General features: G+C 45.3%; 15 protein-coding genes and 1 other annotated feature. Of the genes, 4 read left to right on the forward strand and 11 right to left on the reverse strand.

Annotated features, from left to right (window positions below; genetic code table 11):
- Positions 1-139: 139 nt before the first annotated feature.
- From trpA to NL645_RS13595, 7 genes are all read right to left on the reverse strand, one after another.
- Positions 140-946, reverse strand: coding sequence for a tryptophan synthase subunit alpha (gene trpA / locus NL645_RS13565; protein WP_237312287.1), 807 nt, complete (start codon positions 944-946; stop codon positions 140-142).
- Positions 946-2,136 carry a tryptophan synthase subunit beta gene (gene trpB, locus NL645_RS13570; protein WP_253651850.1) on the reverse strand — a complete coding sequence of 397 codons (1,191 nt, stop codon included), beginning with the start codon at positions 2,134-2,136 and terminating at the stop codon, positions 946-948. The genes trpA and trpB overlap by 1 nt, the downstream gene beginning before the upstream one ends.
- A gap of 64 nt (positions 2,137-2,200) precedes the next feature.
- Positions 2,201-3,640 carry a bifunctional indole-3-glycerol-phosphate synthase TrpC/phosphoribosylanthranilate isomerase TrpF gene (gene trpCF / locus NL645_RS13575; protein WP_253651851.1) on the reverse strand — a complete coding sequence of 480 codons (1,440 nt, stop codon included), beginning with the start codon at positions 3,638-3,640 and terminating at the stop codon, positions 2,201-2,203.
- Positions 3,641-3,653: 13 nt separating this feature from the next.
- Positions 3,654-4,664, reverse strand: coding sequence for an anthranilate phosphoribosyltransferase (trpD, locus tag NL645_RS13580; RefSeq protein ID WP_253651852.1), 1,011 nt, complete (start codon positions 4,662-4,664; stop codon positions 3,654-3,656).
- A 37-nt stretch (positions 4,665-4,701) separates the two neighbouring features.
- Positions 4,702-5,310 carry an aminodeoxychorismate/anthranilate synthase component II gene (locus NL645_RS13585; protein ID WP_243328342.1) on the reverse strand — a complete coding sequence of 203 codons (609 nt, stop codon included), beginning with the start codon at positions 5,308-5,310 and terminating at the stop codon, positions 4,702-4,704.
- A gap of 5 nt (positions 5,311-5,315) precedes the next feature.
- Positions 5,316-6,893 carry an anthranilate synthase component 1 gene (locus NL645_RS13590; protein ID WP_253651853.1) on the reverse strand — a complete coding sequence of 526 codons (1,578 nt, stop codon included), beginning with the start codon at positions 6,891-6,893 and terminating at the stop codon, positions 5,316-5,318.
- 126 nt (positions 6,894-7,019) lie between these two features.
- Positions 7,020-7,123 (reverse strand) — a sequence feature (Trp leader region).
- Complete coding sequence (locus NL645_RS13595; protein ID WP_046874477.1) at positions 7,070-7,195, reverse strand: Trp operon leader peptide; 126 nt, start codon at positions 7,193-7,195, stop codon at positions 7,070-7,072. Its footprint overlaps the feature before it by 54 nt.
- A 95-nt stretch (positions 7,196-7,290) precedes the next feature.
- Here NL645_RS13595 and NL645_RS13600 point away from each other — a divergent pair, with 95 nt between their 5' ends.
- Positions 7,291-8,148, forward strand: a complete 858-nt coding sequence (locus NL645_RS13600) for a PHP domain-containing protein (RefSeq protein ID WP_005394817.1) — start codon at positions 7,291-7,293, stop codon at positions 8,146-8,148.
- 185 nt (positions 8,149-8,333) lie between these two features.
- The gene (locus NL645_RS13605; RefSeq protein WP_005376791.1) at positions 8,334-8,954 is read left to right on the forward strand and encodes an L-threonylcarbamoyladenylate synthase; all 621 of its coding nucleotides are present in this window, start codon (positions 8,334-8,336) and stop codon (positions 8,952-8,954) included.
- A gap of 104 nt (positions 8,955-9,058) precedes the next feature.
- Here NL645_RS13605 and NL645_RS13610 read toward each other — a convergent pair whose 3' ends face one another.
- Positions 9,059-9,769: a calcium-binding protein gene (locus tag NL645_RS13610; RefSeq protein ID WP_005394815.1), complete on the reverse strand. Its 711-nt coding sequence runs from the start codon at positions 9,767-9,769 to the stop codon at positions 9,059-9,061.
- Between the two features lie 546 nt (positions 9,770-10,315).
- On the opposite strand from NL645_RS13610, the gene rluB reads away from it, so the two are divergent.
- Complete coding sequence (rluB, locus tag NL645_RS13615; protein ID WP_005376798.1) at positions 10,316-11,254, forward strand: 23S rRNA pseudouridine(2605) synthase RluB; 939 nt, start codon at positions 10,316-10,318, stop codon at positions 11,252-11,254.
- A 186-nt stretch (positions 11,255-11,440) separates the two neighbouring features.
- On the opposite strand, the gene NL645_RS13620 is transcribed toward rluB, so the two are convergent.
- Together NL645_RS13620 and yeiP are read right to left on the reverse strand one after the other, a co-directional pair.
- Positions 11,441-11,761: an HI1450 family dsDNA-mimic protein gene (locus NL645_RS13620; RefSeq protein WP_005376800.1), complete on the reverse strand. Its 321-nt coding sequence runs from the start codon at positions 11,759-11,761 to the stop codon at positions 11,441-11,443.
- Positions 11,762-11,763: 2 nt separating this feature from the next.
- Entirely contained in the window at positions 11,764-12,330 is a 567-nt protein-coding gene (gene yeiP, locus NL645_RS13625) for an elongation factor P-like protein YeiP (RefSeq protein ID WP_005376801.1), read from the reverse strand.
- A gap of 194 nt (positions 12,331-12,524) precedes the next feature.
- On the opposite strand from yeiP, the gene NL645_RS13630 reads away from it, so the two are divergent.
- A complete protein-coding gene (locus NL645_RS13630) occupies positions 12,525-13,292 on the forward strand; it encodes a nucleotidyltransferase domain-containing protein (RefSeq protein WP_253651854.1) in 768 nt (255 codons plus the stop codon).
- On the opposite strand, the gene NL645_RS13635 is transcribed toward NL645_RS13630, so the two are convergent.
- On the reverse strand, positions 13,289-15,652 hold the full coding sequence (locus NL645_RS13635) for a DNA polymerase II (RefSeq protein ID WP_253651855.1): 2,364 nt from the start codon (positions 15,650-15,652) through the stop codon (positions 13,289-13,291). The genes NL645_RS13630 and NL645_RS13635 overlap by 4 nt on opposite strands.
- Positions 15,653-16,053: the final 401 nt, after the last annotated feature.

Genomic DNA, 16,053 nt, shown 5'->3' on the forward strand with positions numbered 1-16,053 from the left:
ACTCTTTGATTGCTCTACTTTAGATTGGTTTGGAAAGTGCGGGCGTTGAATAAAAAATGATATGGTATAAACGCCATACAAGAAAACGCCCGCTAAACAGAATGTTAAGCGGGCGCTATAGCGTTACATCAAATGGAAATTATTTCTGAGTGGCAGCTTTCATCGCTGACACAAAATCACCAAGTTTATCGAGCATAATTTGTGGCTGCTCGACATTCGCTTCAATGATTTTCACCACAGCTGAGCCGGAGATGGCCCCTGCTGCGCCAGACTCTATTGCTTGTTTCACCTGTGCTGGTTCAGAAATACCGAAGCCAAGCAGCGCTGGTGGTGCATCGAACTGGTTTAATCTATCTAACATGTGACCAACTGGCATATTTGCTTTTGTCTCTGCGCCTGTCACGCCAGCACGAGAAAGCAAGTAAGTGTAGCCACCACCCAGTTCTGATACTTGCTTCAGTGTTTCGTCACTTGCCGTTGGCGGTGCGATGAAGATTGGGTGAATACCAAACTTCTCTGCTGCTGCAACAAACTCTGCACTTTCATTGGTTGGTACGTCTGCAATCAAAACAGAATCGATGCCTGCTTTTGCACAGCGCTCGTAGAAGTTTTCGACACCGCGTGAGTAAACTAGGTTCGCGTACATCAGAAGGCCAATAGGCAGAACTGGGTATTTAGCACGAATCTTACCAATTTCTTCAAAGCAGATATCTGGTGTAGCGCCTGAATCTAGCGCACGAATGTTAGCGCCTTGGATGGTTGGGCCATCTGCAAGCGGATCTGAAAATGGAATACCAAGTTCAAGGGCGTCTGCGCCAGACTCAACGAGGGTTTCCATGATCTTGTAAGATTGTTCTGCGTTTGGATCGCAAACCGTTACGAACGGTACAAATGCGCCTTGGTCTTTTTCGTTTAGGCGCGCAAACATCTTCTCATAACGGCTCATTAAATCACTCCTTTTTCTTCTAGGATGGCGTGTACGGTGAAGATGTCTTTGTCACCACGACCAGATAGGTTTACGACCAATAGTTGTTCTTTCTCAGGATTCTCACGAGCCATGCGCAATGCATGAGCTAGAGCGTGAGAAGACTCTAGAGCTGGGATGATCCCTTCGCTGCGAGCCAGTGCTTGGAATGCCTCGAGCGCTTCGTCGTCCGTTACGTTGTCGTATTCTGCACGGCCAATTGCGTTTAGGTGTGCGTGCTGTGGACCAACTGAAGGAAAATCAAGACCCGCAGATACAGAGTAAGACTCCTCAACTTGGCCGTTTGGATCTTGCATCAATGGCGCTTTCATACCAAAGAAGATGCCCGTTTTGCCATGTTTAAGTGGTGCACCGTGTTGGTCAGTATCGATACCTTTACCTGCTGGCTCAACACCAATGAGGCGAACGCTTTCTTCTTCGATGAAGTCAGCAAACATACCAATCGCGTTTGAACCGCCGCCCACACACGCGATAACGGCATCAGGAAGACGACCTTCACGTGCCAAAATCTGATTCTTAGTTTCTTCACCGATCATTCGTTGGAAATCACGCACGATGGTTGGGAATGGGTGAGGACCAGCTGCTGTACCTAGTAGGTAGTGCGCATCTTCATAAGTTGCAGACCAGTCGCGCAGCGCTTCGTTACATGCGTCTTTAAGTGTCGCTGAACCTGAGTGAACCGGAATGACTTCCGCGCCCATTAGCTTCATACGGAATACGTTTGGGCTTTGACGCTCAACGTCTTTTGCACCCATGTAAACGCGACACTTAAGGCCAAGTAGTGCACACGCTAGTGCGGTTGCAACACCGTGTTGGCCAGCGCCTGTTTCTGCGATGATCTCGTTTTTACCCATGCGTTTCGCAAGCAGAGCTTGACCTAACACTTGGTTGGTCTTGTGCGCGCCACCGTGAAGCAGATCTTCACGTTTTAGGTACAGTTTGGTTTTCGTACCTTTGGTTAGGTTACGAGTTAGAGTTAAAGCCGTTGGGCGGCCCGCATACTCTTGAAGAAGCGTCATGAACTCACTGCGGAATTCTGGATCTTCTTGCGCGTCGATAAACGCTTGCTCTAGTTGCTCCAGTGCTGGAACTAGAATTTGCGGAACGTACTGACCGCCGTATTCGCCAAAGTAGGCATTCAGTTTTGCCATCGTTATATTCCTTCTCGTATTTTTCGCTACGAATAGCTTTAAATTTTTTAGCTGATATCCAGCTTTAGTAGTTGCGAATGGCGGTGAATGCCGCAAGCAACTTCTGTGAATCTTTTTTGCCTGGTGCACTTTCTACACCAGAGTTTAAATCTAATCCCAAGCAACCTAGTGTCGCTGCTTGTTGAGCATTTTCTGGCGACAGTCCGCCCGCTAGCATAATTTGACTTGGGTCGCCGATCAGTGACCAGTCGAACACTTGACCAGTTCCGCCAGTTTGAGTGCCAACTTGCGCATCTAATAGATGGCGGTCAATGTGGTCTACAAGCAGTTCTGGCTTGGCATCAGTCACGCCATAAGCTTTCCAAATTTCTACTGTTGTTGGCAGTTCGGCTTTGAGTTGGTTTACGTAAGCTTGGTCTTCTTGACCGTGCAGCTGAACTGCTTTTAAACCCAAAGAGGTTGCGACTGAAGCAACAAAATCGATATCGTGATTTTGGAAAACGCCAACGTAATTCAGTGGAGCACCGCTCATGGTTAAGCGCGCACCTTCAAGGTCAACCGCACGCTTCGACTTCTCGACAAAAATCAGGCCACCAAATACCGCGCCAGCTTGATATGCTTTTGCTGCGTCATCTGGGTGCGTTAAGCCACACACTTTGTTTTCGCCTAACGTCACTTTACGTACAGCAAGTTCTAGGTTGTCTTCCGCCATCAGTGAACTACCAATCAAGAAGCCGTCTGCGTATTCCGCTAAATCACGAACTTGTTGATGTGTATAAATGCCAGATTCTGAGATTACTGTTGCGTTAGGAGCCAGTTCACGAATTGTCGGTGCCAGTTCTTTAGTACGATTCAAATCAGTACTTAGGTCGCGAAGGTTACGGTTATTGATGCCGATAACGCGTGCGCCTAGCTTAACAGCACGATGAAGCTCTTCTTCGTTGCTGACTTCGGTCAAGATACCCATGTTCAGGCTGTGTGCTGCTTCTTCTAGCGCTTTGTACTCTTCGTCATTGAGGACAGAAAGCATCAGTAGCACGGCATCAGCACTGTAATGACGTGCTAGGTAAACTTGGTAGGTATCTACCATGAAGTCTTTGCACAGAACCGGTTGTTTGACTTGATCACGCACTTGAGGAAGAAAGTCGAAGTTACCTTGGAAGTACTTCTCGTCTGTTAGTACTGAAATCGCATCAGCATGGTTGTTGTAAACCGATGCAATGTAATCCAAGTCGAAGTGATCACGAATCAAACCTTTAGAAGGAGATGCCTTCTTACATTCGGTGATGAATACTGTCTTTTCGCCACTCAGAGCGTCGTAGAAGCTGCGGTCCGATGGCAGCAAATCAGACTGAAATGTGCTTAGCGGTTGAGACACCTTACGGTCTGCTACCCACTGATATTTGTCGCGGACAATTTTCGCCAGTACTTCTGCCATTTCTGCTTCTTTCTTAGAAACGTGTTCAGACAGGTTGTCAGCTTGCTGAGTGTTGAAGTCAGTCATCTTCTTCAATTCCTTAAGCGTGTGCGGCAAGTCGTTGTACCAATTGGTACGACTTGCCTGAATTCATTGCCTCAATCGCTTGTTGCGTGTTGGCTTTTAAATCTTCGTGGCCGAATAGACGCATTAGCAGAGCTACGTTCACTGCCACTGCGCCCAATTGTGCGTCTGTACCTTTACCTGTCAGAATATTGGTAATGATCGCTTTGTTTTCTTCAGGATCGCCACCTTTGATCGCTTCTAGTGGGTGTGCTTCTAGACCGAAGTCTGCAGGCGTTAGTTTGTATTCTGTGATCTTACCGTCTTTGATTTCGGCAACGGTTGTTTCACCGTGAATCGCCACTTCATCCAAGCCACTGCCGTGTACTACAGCGGCGCGCTTCATACCCATTTGTAGCATGGTTTCCGCGATAGGACGAACCAGTTCTTCACTGTAAACACCCATCAATTCGATGTTTGGACGAGCTGGGTTAATCAGCGGACCAAGAATGTTAAAGATGGTTCGTGTTTTCATAGTTTGACGCACAGGCATCGCATGGCGCACACCACCGTGGTATTGAGGTGCAAATAGGAAAGCAACACCGATATCGTCGACCGCTTTACGTGTATCTTCTGCGCTCATGGCTAGGTTGATACCAAATGAATCAAGAAGGTCAGAAGAACCAGATTTGCTTGAAACGCTGCGGTTACCGTGTTTTGCTACTTTTAGACCACATGCTGCAGCAACAAACGCCGCAGTGGTTGAGATATTGATGGTGTTGTGACCGTCGCCGCCGGTACCTACGATATCTGCGAAATCGTAATCTGGGCGAGGAAATGGGTTTGCGTTTGCCAGCAGTGCTTTTGCCGCGCCTGCAATTTCATCTGGCGTTTCGCCTTTGATTTTTAGTGCAGTCAGTGCTGATGCCATCAAAATTGGGTCTAGTTCACCACGGATGATGATGTCAAACAGCTGTTGGCTCTCTTCCTGAGTAAGCGATTCTTGCTCGTACAGTTTGGTAATAATAGGGTTGATGATTGCTTCCATATTTCCTCTCCTAAATTTCTTATGTGCCAAGTGCTTTTTAAGCAGTGAGTGGGTTCACTGAAGTTGATTCTTCAAGCGCCCATTCAATGGCATTGGCCAACAGTGTTGCTCCGTAGGTCGTCATAATAGATTCCGGGTGGAACTGGAACCCGCAAACTTTATCTTCTTCATGTACAACAGACATCACCAAGTCATCCACTTCTGCCGTGATGGTTAGACTCTCAGGAACCTTGGTCGCAACCAGCGAGTGGTAACGTGCAATCGCAAGTGGTGATGGTAGGTTTTGGTAAATCGCATGGTTTTGGTGCTCCATCATAGACACCTTACCGTGAATGATTTCGCCTGCACCAGCGACGGTGCCGCCGTACGCTTCAACAATCGCTTGGTGACCAAGACAAATACCGATCATCGGAACTTTGCCTTTCATACGTTGGATAAGCTCTGGCATTGAGCCTGCTTCTGAAGGAGCACCAGGGCCTGGCGATAGCAGAACCACTGGGTTTTCAAGCTCGTTTACCGCTTGTTCGATGGTTTCTGCTGGGATGTTGTTTCGGTAAATCTTGACTGAGTGACCTAGCGAGCGGAACTGATCCACAAGGTTGTAGGTGAACGAGTCAAAGTTATCGATGAATACGATGTTCGCCATGTCTGCTACTCCTTGATCGTAGGTTGAGAATGCGCTGCTTGAATAGCAGAGATTACCGCTTGTGCTTTACCGCGCGTTTCGTCTGCTTCCGCTTGTGGATCAGAGTCGAACACCACGCCAGCACCAGCTTGAACTTGAGCAATGCCGTTCTCAACGTAAGCTGAGCGAATTACGATACAGGTGTCGAGTGTATCTTCACCAGTTAGGTAGCCCACAGCACCGCCGTAGCTACCGCGTCGTGCGCCTTCTACATCGCGAATCAACTGCATTGCACGAATCTTTGGTGCGCCAGTGAGCGTGCCCATGTTCATACAAGCTTGGTATGCGTGCAGGGCGTCTAGGTCTTCACGCAGTTGACCAACCACACGAGATACTAAGTGCATTACGTGGCTGTAGCGGTCGACTTTTAGTAGGTCTGCTACGTGGCGAGTGCCAGCTTGAGCAATACGAGCGACGTCGTTACGTGCTAAGTCAACCAACATCATGTGTTCTGCGTTTTCTTTCATGTCGGTGCGCAGTTCAAGTTCGATGCGGCTATCTAGGTCGAAATCGATCTCTCCATTCGGGCGTTTACCACGGCGACGTGTGCCTGCAATTGGGTAGATTTCAATTTGGTTGGTGTCGGTTTCGTACTTAAGCGCGCTTTCTGGTGATGCGCCAAATAAAGTGAACAGCTCATCTTGCATGTAGAACATGTAAGGGCTTGGGTTACTTTGTTTCAGTTCTTTGTAAGCCGCGAGTGGAGAAGGGCAAGGTAGAGTGAATCGGCGAGATGGTACAACTTGGAACACATCGCCTTTCACTACGAACTCTTTTAAGTCGCGAACAGTTTGGCAGAAGTCTGCATCAGACACGCTAGGCTCTACCGTTACATCTGTTATTTGCTCTGCATTTGGCAGCAGTTTTGGCGCTGCGCATTGTGCACAGATTTCTGCAATGCGAGTCTCTAGCGCTAGTTTTTCTGAATCATCCACAAACAATGTAGCTTGAAGCTGGCAAGATTCCGTTTGATGGTCGACAACAAGTAGTGTTTCCGCTACGTAGAAAACGTAATCTGGACATTGATTGGTTGCTTCTGCATTACCAAGCGGCTCGAAGTTTGCGACTAAGTCGTAGGCAAACAGACCGCCAAGGAAAATAGCGTGTTTGTCTTGCTGTGAAATATCGAAGCTGTGTTGCACTAAACGTAGCGCGTCAAAAGAAGAAGCTTCACGTAGTCGAGAGTCTTCATCTAACGTGTCGCATGGCTGGCTAAACTCCAAAGTCAGCGTTTCGCCATCGAACTTACTCTCAACGTCACCACGGATGTTCTGGTTTAGGTGAGACAGTAGGTTTTTACCGTTGTTGGTTAACGCCTGCATGTTTACAGTGTGGCCGTAACAAACGATGCGCACCGCTGAATCGACGATTAAAAGTGATTTTAGATTCTGTTTCGAATCAATTTCAGCGGATTCGAGAAGTAAGCTATCTCTTTTGTTCTCACAAATGGTATGGAACAAACGTGTTGGGTCTTGAGTGTAAGGAACCGAAGTCTTTAATACTTCTAGGCATCCAAGTTTCTTGATTTCTATGGCCTTATTCACAAGACCTCCTTGTAGCTGTCTAAATCTTCCTGCCGTACATAGTCGCATAAAGCAAACGTTCTCCCAATCTAGAGTTAGCCATATTCGATTAATGTTTAGGCAGTTGAATGTGAAATGAGCAACAAAACAAAAAAGCCCGCTTAAGTAGCGGGCTTTACAACGTTTGGTTCTATAAACTAGAAGTATACGTTCGCCCACCAAGAACTATTCCAAGTGCGCCACCAAGCAAGATCTGATGAGTTTGCCTTATTAAGACAAACCGCAACTTTCGCTTTTTGGTTTTGGTTAAATTCTTGTAACATGGTGAACCTTAAATTACGCACTTTGTATTTGTGTACTAGTTAACTAGTGCGAGAGTAAAAAGTCAACCCCAAAACAGCATTAAAACGATAAAAATATGAGAATTGATTTACATAGTCACACCACTGCATCGGACGGTCGGTTAGAGCCTAAAGATTTAGTGGAAAGGGCGCTGAGTTTTGATATCGAGGTTTTGGCGATCACTGATCACGATACGGTTGACGGCTTGGCGTTAGCCAAGCAACACGTTCAAGACAATAATTTGCCGATCAAAATCATCAACGGCATTGAGATATCGACTGTCTGGCAAAACAAAGACATTCATATTGTTGGTTTGAATATCGATCCGGAAAATGAACAATTATCCGCCCTCATCGAGCAGCAGAAGCAGCACCGCATAACAAGGTCAGAGTTGATTGCAGAGCGACTACAAAAAGCAACTCGGGAAGGTGTGCTCGAAGAGGTAAGGCAGATCGCCGGTGATGCGCCTGTTACGAGAGCGCACTTCGCGAAATGGTTGGTGGATAATGGTTACGCAAAAACCATGCAAATGGTGTTTAAAAAATACCTAACGCGTAATAACCCAGGTTATGTACCACCGAATTGGTGCTCGATGAAAGATGCGGTTGATGCTATCCATGCTGCTGGTGGTTTGGCGGTATTAGCGCATCCTGGAAGATATAAGTTGACAGCGAAGTGGATTAAGCGTCTTCTAGCAGCGTTTGTAGAAGCAAACGGCGATGCGATGGAAGTTGCACAGCCACAGCAAGCGCAACAAGAAAGGCGCAACTTGGCTGATTATGCTATACAATACAAACTATTAGCGTCTCAAGGCAGTGATTTTCACTACCCATCCCCTTGGATGGAGTTAGGAAGGAACCTTTGGTTGCCCGCAGGCGTCGAACCAGTTTGGAAAGATTGGGGTATTGATCCTTCGTTGGATATATCAAAGTAACCTCAAAGCGTGGGTTTCAGCATCAAATAACTGGAAAGTGTATATTAGGTATTAATGTGGCTTTCCTTGTCGTTGGAACTGAACAACACTTTGAATCTTGAAGTCACTTGATAAAGCACAACAAGGCGGCATTCAAGCTCCACATAAGAATATAGAGCCGAGAGGCTCGATAATGAGGAATTACAATGAGCCAGTTTTTTTACGTTCACCCAGAAAACCCACAGGCTCGCTTGATTAATCAAGCAGTAGCAATCATTCGTAACGGCGGCGTTGTGGTGTACCCTACCGATTCAGGGTACGCACTTGGCTGTCAGTTGGAGAACAAACAGGCACTGGAACGAATCTGTCAGATCCGTCGTCTGGATGATAAGCATAACTTTACATTACTGTGTCGTGATTTGTCGGAACTTTCTCTATATGCGCGAGTGGATAACTCTGCATTCCGACTACTGAAAAACAACACACCAGGTCCTTACACCTTCATCTTCAAAGGCACGAAAGAAGTGCCGCGTCGTTTGATGAACGCGAAACGTAAGACCATCGGTATCCGTGTTCCAGACAATCAAATTGCCTTGGACTTGTTGGAAGCATTAGGTGAACCGATGATGTCTACGTCGTTGATCCTACCTGGCAGTGACGTAACAGAGTCTGATCCGGAAGATATTCGCGATAAACTAGAACATGCGGTTGATGTGATTCTTAATGGCGGTTACTTAGGTGAACAACCTACGACCGTCATTGACTTTAGCGAAGGTGAACCTGTTGTGGTGCGTTTGGGGTCAGGTGACCCGGCACCATTCGAATAATTCGATTAATAGACGTACACCACCGTCAAACAAAATAGGAGGCATCGCGCCTCCTATTTTAGTTTCTTATTATTGAGTATCTCAGCGAACTTCGCTGATTGAGATTAAGCGAAATCGAAAATGTCGATACCATTTTGTTCAGCATAGTTGATGTATGCAGAGCTCACGCCGTTTAGTGTCACTTCAACATTGTATTCATCACTAGAGAATACCGCCCAACCACACTCGTTGTAAGATAAAGTAAGATCATCCGCTGAATCTAAGAACGTATCGCGAATGCCATCATTGTCGGTGTCTCTGCCCATATCGAAGACAAGTTTGTCATGAAAAATATTAAAATCGACAATATCGGCTTTAATATCAATATCGTTGGAAGATACAGGTTGATCGGGTACACCAATAGCCAGGCGGTTTGTAAGCACGAAAGTGTCGTCTCCACAGCCGCCGCTCAGTACTGATTCACCATCGCCAACGACGAGCGTGTCGTTACCCCAACCCCCACTCAAGTAGTTGTTGCCTGAGTAATCAAAAATTGTATCATCGCCACAACCACCAAAGAGCTTGTCATTTCCTAATCCGCCCGATAGGAAGTCGTTGCCAAAGCCGCCAGAAACAAAGTCGTTCCCTCGGCCACCGAGCAAGGTATCGTCTCCCCAGCCCCCGAAGACAACATCATTGCCTCCGTATCCTACGAACTTATCATCACCACAGAAGCCGAAGAAAATATCGGTTGTTTCAGACCCTTTTGTACCGGTCATATCGTCATCTTGAGATGTCCCAAAAATCCAATTTAGGTCTAGATTTAGCATAGACATTGTTCTATTCCTTTTTGTCTGATTTATGCCAATCGCCGAAAATGCAGAGCTAATCTAGCTAGTTAAAATACACGATAACGTTAGTGTCATTTTTAATAGTAAATAGTGACTTACCGATGCTTCTTTCTTGCTATGAGTGCTCATTTATCCACGATGATTGGTATTACTTAGCAGCAAACAGGGACGGCTTATTCTTCGTTGTTTTTAAAGCAACACGAACAGTAAACACACCCCAAGTGGTTATCGTTGTAACCCTGACAATTTTATCAGGTACTGCACGGTTAAAGTGGCTCGGGAAGACCGATATTAGTGGGATTCTCGCTGGGCAATATCAGCATTAAGTAGGAAAAAAGTTGCAGAATAGAGTAAATATTTTCGATGTTTTAAAGTGAATTTTGGGTGTGGAGAATGGCGCCGATTTAGCTTACATTAACTGAGAAAGTTACGTATAATGTCGGACCGAAAAATCCCACTGAAATGGGTAATTAGCAAAATACAGACCAATCCTGGTCTAGACGTCTGTGAAGACGACACATAGGTAGATAAATGAGCGAAAAGTTACAAAAAGTATTAGCACGTGCTGGTCACGGTTCTCGTCGTGAGATTGAATCGTTAATTAAATCTGGTCGCGTTAGCGTGAACGGTGTAGTCGCTAAGCTTGGTGAAAGACTTGAAGACGAGAGCAGCGTAGTTCGTATCGATGGTCACATTGTCTCTGCAAAGATTCAAGAAGAAGTGATTTGTCGTGTACTTGCGTACTACAAACCTGAAGGTGAACTGTGTACTCGTCACGATCCAGAAGGTCGTCGTACTGTTTTTGATCGTCTGCCAAAAATTCGTGGCTCTCGTTGGATTTCAGTTGGTCGTCTGGATGCGAACACTTCTGGTCTTCTGCTTTTCACAACGGATGGTGAACTGGCGAACCGCTTAATGCACCCAAGCCGCCAAGTTGAACGTGAATACCTAGTACGTGTGTTCGGTGAAGTAACTGAACAGAAAGTTCGTAATCTAGTAAAAGGTGTTGAACTGGAAGACGGTTTAGCTCGCTTCGAAGATGTTGTTTACGCGGGTGGTGAAGGCATGAACCACACGTTTTACGTTGTTATCAACGAAGGTCGTAACCGCGAAGTTCGTCGACTATGGGAATCGCAAGAGTGTACCGTTAGTCGTCTGAAACGTGTTCGTTACGGCGACATCTTCTTAGACAAGAAACTGCCTCGTGGTGGTTGGATGGAGCTTGACCTGAAAGAAGTAAACTACTTGCGTGAGCTTGTAGAGCTTCGTCCAGAAAAAGAAACCATGCTTGATCTGAACAAAGACAACACGTCACGCAAACGTGAGCGTGCACGCAGCCAAAAAATTCGTCGCGCAGTTAAGCGCCATGAAGAGCGTGTTAACACGCCAAAAGGTCGCAGTAACAACCCTTCTCGTCGTAAGCCGAAGAAGACTGCTGGTGACCAAGGCGCACGTAACAAGCATCGTTAATCGATAGCAAAACATCAGAAAGGCTTGCCAATTCGGCAAGCCTTTTTCTTATCTGTTACATAGCGAAAGGATCTAAAGCCGATACAGAGAAGGGTGTTTGGATAAACAAATATCGCAGCTAAGCAAAAACAGCAGATAAAAAAATACCAGCGCTAGGCTGGTATTTTTTATCATGATGAAGAAACGTTAATCGCGTTTCCAAAGCATATGGCAGAACTTATGTTCAGGGTCTCGGCTGATTAGCATACGAGCAAATACGTCATCAAGAACGTCATTTTCCTCATTTACTAGGCCGATACGAACCTCTGCATATACTTCTTTGTCGATCTCGAAGCCAACATGTTCAACCCAGTCATCACCAGTTTCAACAAGTTCTGCGGCACCACGATCTTCAAATTGCGCAGTAAACAGAATTACGTCAGCAGGCTCTAGATTATCTGGAGCCATTTCAAGGAAAATGTCGTACGCTGCGTCGATGACGTCGTCGTAAGAAATCAAATCAGACATGCTTATGCTCGGCTCATGTATTTACGTTCAGCTGTGTTAATGATAACACGGTCACCAGTTGCAATGTACTCAGGAACCTGGATGACAAGACCTGAAGCGAAGCGTGCTGGTTTAGTACGAGCAGATGCAGAAGCACCTTTGATTGACGGGTCAGTTTCTTCAATCACTAGCTCAACAGAAGATGGTAGTTCAATACCCACAGCAGCACCGTTAACAAGGATAATGTGGATACCTTGTGTATCTTCGTTGATGAACAGCATGTCGTCTTCAACTTCATTGTGCTTGAATGTGTATTGTGAGTAGTCTTCGTTATCCATGAAGATGTGCTCATCGCCGTCAGCGTATGAGTACACAACTGCACGTTTGTTCATTTCTACCGTTTCAACAACGTCATCAGACTTGTAACGCTCATCTACACGTGCGCCCGTGTTTAGATCTGTACAACGCATTTTGTAGATTTTAGCGCCGCCACGACCGCCAGGAGTCGTTACTTCGATGTCTTTAACTAGAAGAGTTTTACCATTAGACTCGATTGCGAAGCCTTTTTTGATTTCACTTGCCTTTGGCATTGTATATTCCTATTCATACTTATTAAGCAAAACTCGGTGATTATAGCGCTAAGTTAGCCGCCTAGCATTAAAATTCATTGCAGAAATTTGTTGTTACTCCCATGACTAAACACCTGAATGGACTTGATTCAGTGAGTCGGCTAAGAGAACATATAGTCCAACTTCTTGAACCATCTGAGAACACGTTTTAAGTCATGTCTCTGCCTGTTATCGATCCTAAACAACCATTTCAACCAGAGTTTGCGTCTTTAATTAGGGAAGTCACCGCTTGTCTCAAAGGTGGATTGGGGCAAAACTTACACAGCGTTTATGTATACGGTAGTGTTGCTCGTAAAACAGCGATCGCAGGAAGGTCGAACTTAGACCTGGTTGTCGTTACTCAATCATCCTTTGAGCACAATCGCGCGACTTTGCTCAACACAATTAAGTGGCGTGCGCAGCAGAGTTACCCTCACGTTAATGGTGTATCGGTCCGTACTGCCTTAGTGAGCGAAGTAGCTAATTTAGACAGTATTTTCACTTGGGGCTTTATGCTTAAGCATTGCTGTGTCTGTGTTTATGGTGATGATCTAGCAGACTGTTTTGGTGATTACGTCCCAAGTTGGGAAATTGCTAAGCACTGGAATATGGATGTGGAAGATTGGATTACGGTGTATCGCAAAAAAATCGTACAAGCGAAGACGATAGAAGAGCAAGTGGCCGCTCAGCGCGTGATTGCTAAAAAGCTACTAAGAGCGTCATACTCTTTGGTGATGTATCGAGATAAACGTTGGTTTGATGATCCTATACAATGTGGCAAGGTATTCTTAACTTATCATCCTGAAAAGCAGCTTGAGATCGAGCGGCTAGAAATTTTACTTTCTGGCCGGGGTATTCCCAAGCGTTCTGTTATCGGGCTAATTGATGCGTTTGGTGATTGGTTAGTCAAACAGTACCAGAAAACAGAGTTTCGTATCGGCTAAAACAACCCCATTTGTGGTGCTGAAAGCCTGTCAAAATCCGTCCCAATGAAAGGGAGAATCGCATCTGCAACGGGTTTGAGTTGTTTATCAATGTAATGTTGATAATCAATCGGGCTATTGAGGTACTCATAAGGTTCAGGACCGTTCACGGTTATAATGTATTCAATTCGTCCTTTGTTTTGATACTGTAATGGGCGTCCAAGCTTGGCATTTATCTCATCCGCTAAACGAGCTGCACGCACTTGTGGCGGGACGTTCTTCTGATACTCATGCAGCTTTCTGCGTAGTCGCTTTTGATACACTAACTGTTCATCAAATTCACCGTTGTTGGTTTTCTCAACCATCTCTCGGACATAGTCGCTTGGGTCTTCACCATGGAAAATCATGCTATAGAGCGTATTTTGAAATTTCTGTGCTAACGAGGTCCAGTCAGTACGGGCACTTTCTAACCCTTTAAATACAATCCGCTCTTGCTCTCCTTCACCGATTAAACCCGCATAGCGCTTTTTCGAGCCAGTTTCTGCGCCACGAATCGTTGGCATAAGGAATCTGCGATAGTGGGTTTCATATTCAATTTCCAACATAGATGTTAGGTTGTACTCAGAGCGTAGATGTTCTTGCCACCAAGAGTTGATGTAATCAACTAATTGATTTCCAACAGCGTCGGCTTCTACTTGACTGTATGGTCGATTCAACGACACAAATGTGGAATCCGTATCGCCGTAAATCACTTGATAGCCTTGTTCCTCAATCAGCACTTTAGTTTGCTTCATGATCTCATGTCCGCGCATGGTAATACTAGAAGCTAATCGAGTATCAAAGAAACGACATCCCGATGAGCCCAGTACGCCATAAAAGGAGTTCATGATGATTTTGATTGCCTGAGAAAAAGCTTTTTCATTGTTCTTTTTCGCGACATCACGTGCCGCCCAAAGCTTTTCAATCATTTCTGGCAAAAAGTGTTTCGTACGATGGAACTGACCACCGCGAAAGCCAGGTACTGCCTGATCATCTTCTTTACCAATATCGAGTAATAACCCCTCAACCAAACCCATAGGATCAATCAAGAAAGAGCGAATAATCGATGGGTATAGACTCTTAAAGTCCAACACTAAAACGGAATCATATAGGTTAGGGATGGAGTCCATCACGTAACCGCCGGGGCTCGCAATCCAATTTTCTGGGTGTAGATTCGGGGCAACATAGCCTGCGCGGTGTATTTGCGGCATGTATAAGTTAGTGAATGCCGCTACCGAGCCACCGACACGATCCAGTTCTACACCAGTGAGGCGAGAGCGTTCAATTGCAAAGTCGAGCAGGTGAGTGTGATTGAAAATCTTGTTCACCAACACGCAGTCTTGTAAGTTATATTTAGCCAGCGATGGTTTGTCGGAGCGGTACATACGATTGATCTCATCCATACGGTCATGAACGTTGTGGATTTCTTTACCTTCCCCCAAGAGTTCTTGAGATACAGACTCTAATGACCAAGATCGAAAGTGGTAAGTAGCCGTTTTTAGCGTATCGATACCATCCATCACAACTCGCCCGGGAATGGAGATAAACCCTTGTTGGCTTTGAGATGAACTTCTAAAAAAGCTGGCTTGGTCTGCTCTGCCAAGCATTAGCTTCATGTTGTGCCATTCTGCTCGTTTGTGTAACAGACGAAAGTCAAAATCAATGACATTCCAACCGACAATGACATCGGGGTCGAATTTTTTAAACCAATCGATGAGTGCTTCTAGAAGCGCCTTTTCATCCTGGACCCATTGTATCGGTGTATCCGAAGGTTCTGGTTCTCCGATCATGATAACGCGGGAATCCATGACGCTGTCTAACCCGATGGAGTAAAGAATGCCTTTCTCAGAGCATTCTAGATCTAACGAGACAACGTTTAACTTCGGCTCATATTGCCCCGCACGGCATTTTGCGTTCTGGACGCGTTGGTAGCCATTGGTACGAGTCACATTGCCTGTAAACTCAATACTGCCTTTAATAAAACGCTCCATGAGGTAGCGATCGGCGAGGCGAATATCACTTTCGTAAGTGGTGATATCATTTTGAGCGAACGTGTCTTTAAGTGTGAGAGCGTCTCTGGTTACGTTGGTATAGCATGCAGAAAGAGGCTTATGTTCAAACGTTTTGAGATCCAAAAGGCGGATGTCGACGGGTATGTTTTTTTCTCGCGCGAGTGTTTTTGCTTGCTCTGAGTGTTTCTGAGCGATGAAAAATACTGGCTTCTCACCATTAATAAGTAACTGAGTAGGACCTGCTTCTGTCGAAAGCCACAGCTCGATTTGAGTTTGACCTTTGATGTCTCGTGCCTGTCGAGTAAGCAGAAAGCCTTGTTGGATATTCAAATGTGAGAAACCTTAGAAAACTTGAAGAACGCTAGTTTAACATTAAGAACTGTAAAAATAACCAGTAAAGAAAACGGTTCAAATTTTTGCTGGAATTAGTGATTACAAGTTAGCCTTTGGTGCAAGAGGGGCAGTGTCATTTTAAGTTATAGCGTGTTTCTCTGGGCAATATGAAACCTAGTTACTTGATTTATTGTACTTAATGTTGTTAATTGTCTTTTCTTAGATTTCGGTTCTGCTCATCACGCTCTAAAATAATAGAGTGGTTTATGAATAAGTTCTTGCTAAAGTTTGCGTTTCAGCACATATTCATAGAAAGCAATTTTTTGTCGATTACGTTAGTATATAGGCAGTCATACTGATATCCACATTTAACAAATAATGGTTATGTGGGTGCAGAA

The sequence above is a fragment of the Vibrio sp. Y51_MX_L26 genome (genome assembly GCF_024181935.1).
Lineage (GTDB): Bacteria > Pseudomonadota > Gammaproteobacteria > Enterobacterales > Vibrionaceae > Vibrio > Vibrio diabolicus.

Excerpts from the sequence above, each read along its gene's own strand:
- trpA (WP_237312287.1), bottom strand. The coding sequence starts at position 946 with ATGAGCCGTTATGAGAAGATGTTTGCGCGCCTAAACGAAAAAGACCAA.
- trpB (WP_253651850.1), bottom strand. The coding sequence starts at position 2,136 with ATGGCAAAACTGAATGCCTACTTTGGCGAATACGGCGGTCAGTACGTT.
- trpCF (WP_253651851.1), bottom strand. The coding sequence starts at position 3,640 with ATGACTGACTTCAACACTCAGCAAGCTGACAACCTGTCTGAACACGTT.
- trpD (WP_253651852.1), bottom strand. The coding sequence starts at position 4,664 with ATGGAAGCAATCATCAACCCTATTATTACCAAACTGTACGAGCAAGAA.
- NL645_RS13585 (WP_243328342.1), bottom strand. The coding sequence starts at position 5,310 with ATGGCGAACATCGTATTCATCGATAACTTTGACTCGTTCACCTACAAC.
- NL645_RS13595 (WP_046874477.1), bottom strand. The coding sequence starts at position 7,195 with ATGTTACAAGAATTTAACCAAAACCAAAAAGCGAAAGTTGCGGTTTGT.
- NL645_RS13600 (WP_005394817.1), top strand. The coding sequence starts at position 7,291 with ATGAGAATTGATTTACATAGTCACACCACTGCATCGGACGGTCGGTTA.
- NL645_RS13605 (WP_005376791.1), top strand. The coding sequence starts at position 8,334 with ATGAGCCAGTTTTTTTACGTTCACCCAGAAAACCCACAGGCTCGCTTG.
- NL645_RS13610 (WP_005394815.1), bottom strand. The coding sequence starts at position 9,769 with ATGTCTATGCTAAATCTAGACCTAAATTGGATTTTTGGGACATCTCAA.
- rluB (WP_005376798.1), top strand. The coding sequence starts at position 10,316 with ATGAGCGAAAAGTTACAAAAAGTATTAGCACGTGCTGGTCACGGTTCT.
- NL645_RS13620 (WP_005376800.1), bottom strand. The coding sequence starts at position 11,761 with ATGTCTGATTTGATTTCTTACGACGACGTCATCGACGCAGCGTACGAC.
- yeiP (WP_005376801.1), bottom strand. The coding sequence starts at position 12,330 with ATGCCAAAGGCAAGTGAAATCAAAAAAGGCTTCGCAATCGAGTCTAAT.
- NL645_RS13630 (WP_253651854.1), top strand. The coding sequence starts at position 12,525 with ATGTCTCTGCCTGTTATCGATCCTAAACAACCATTTCAACCAGAGTTT.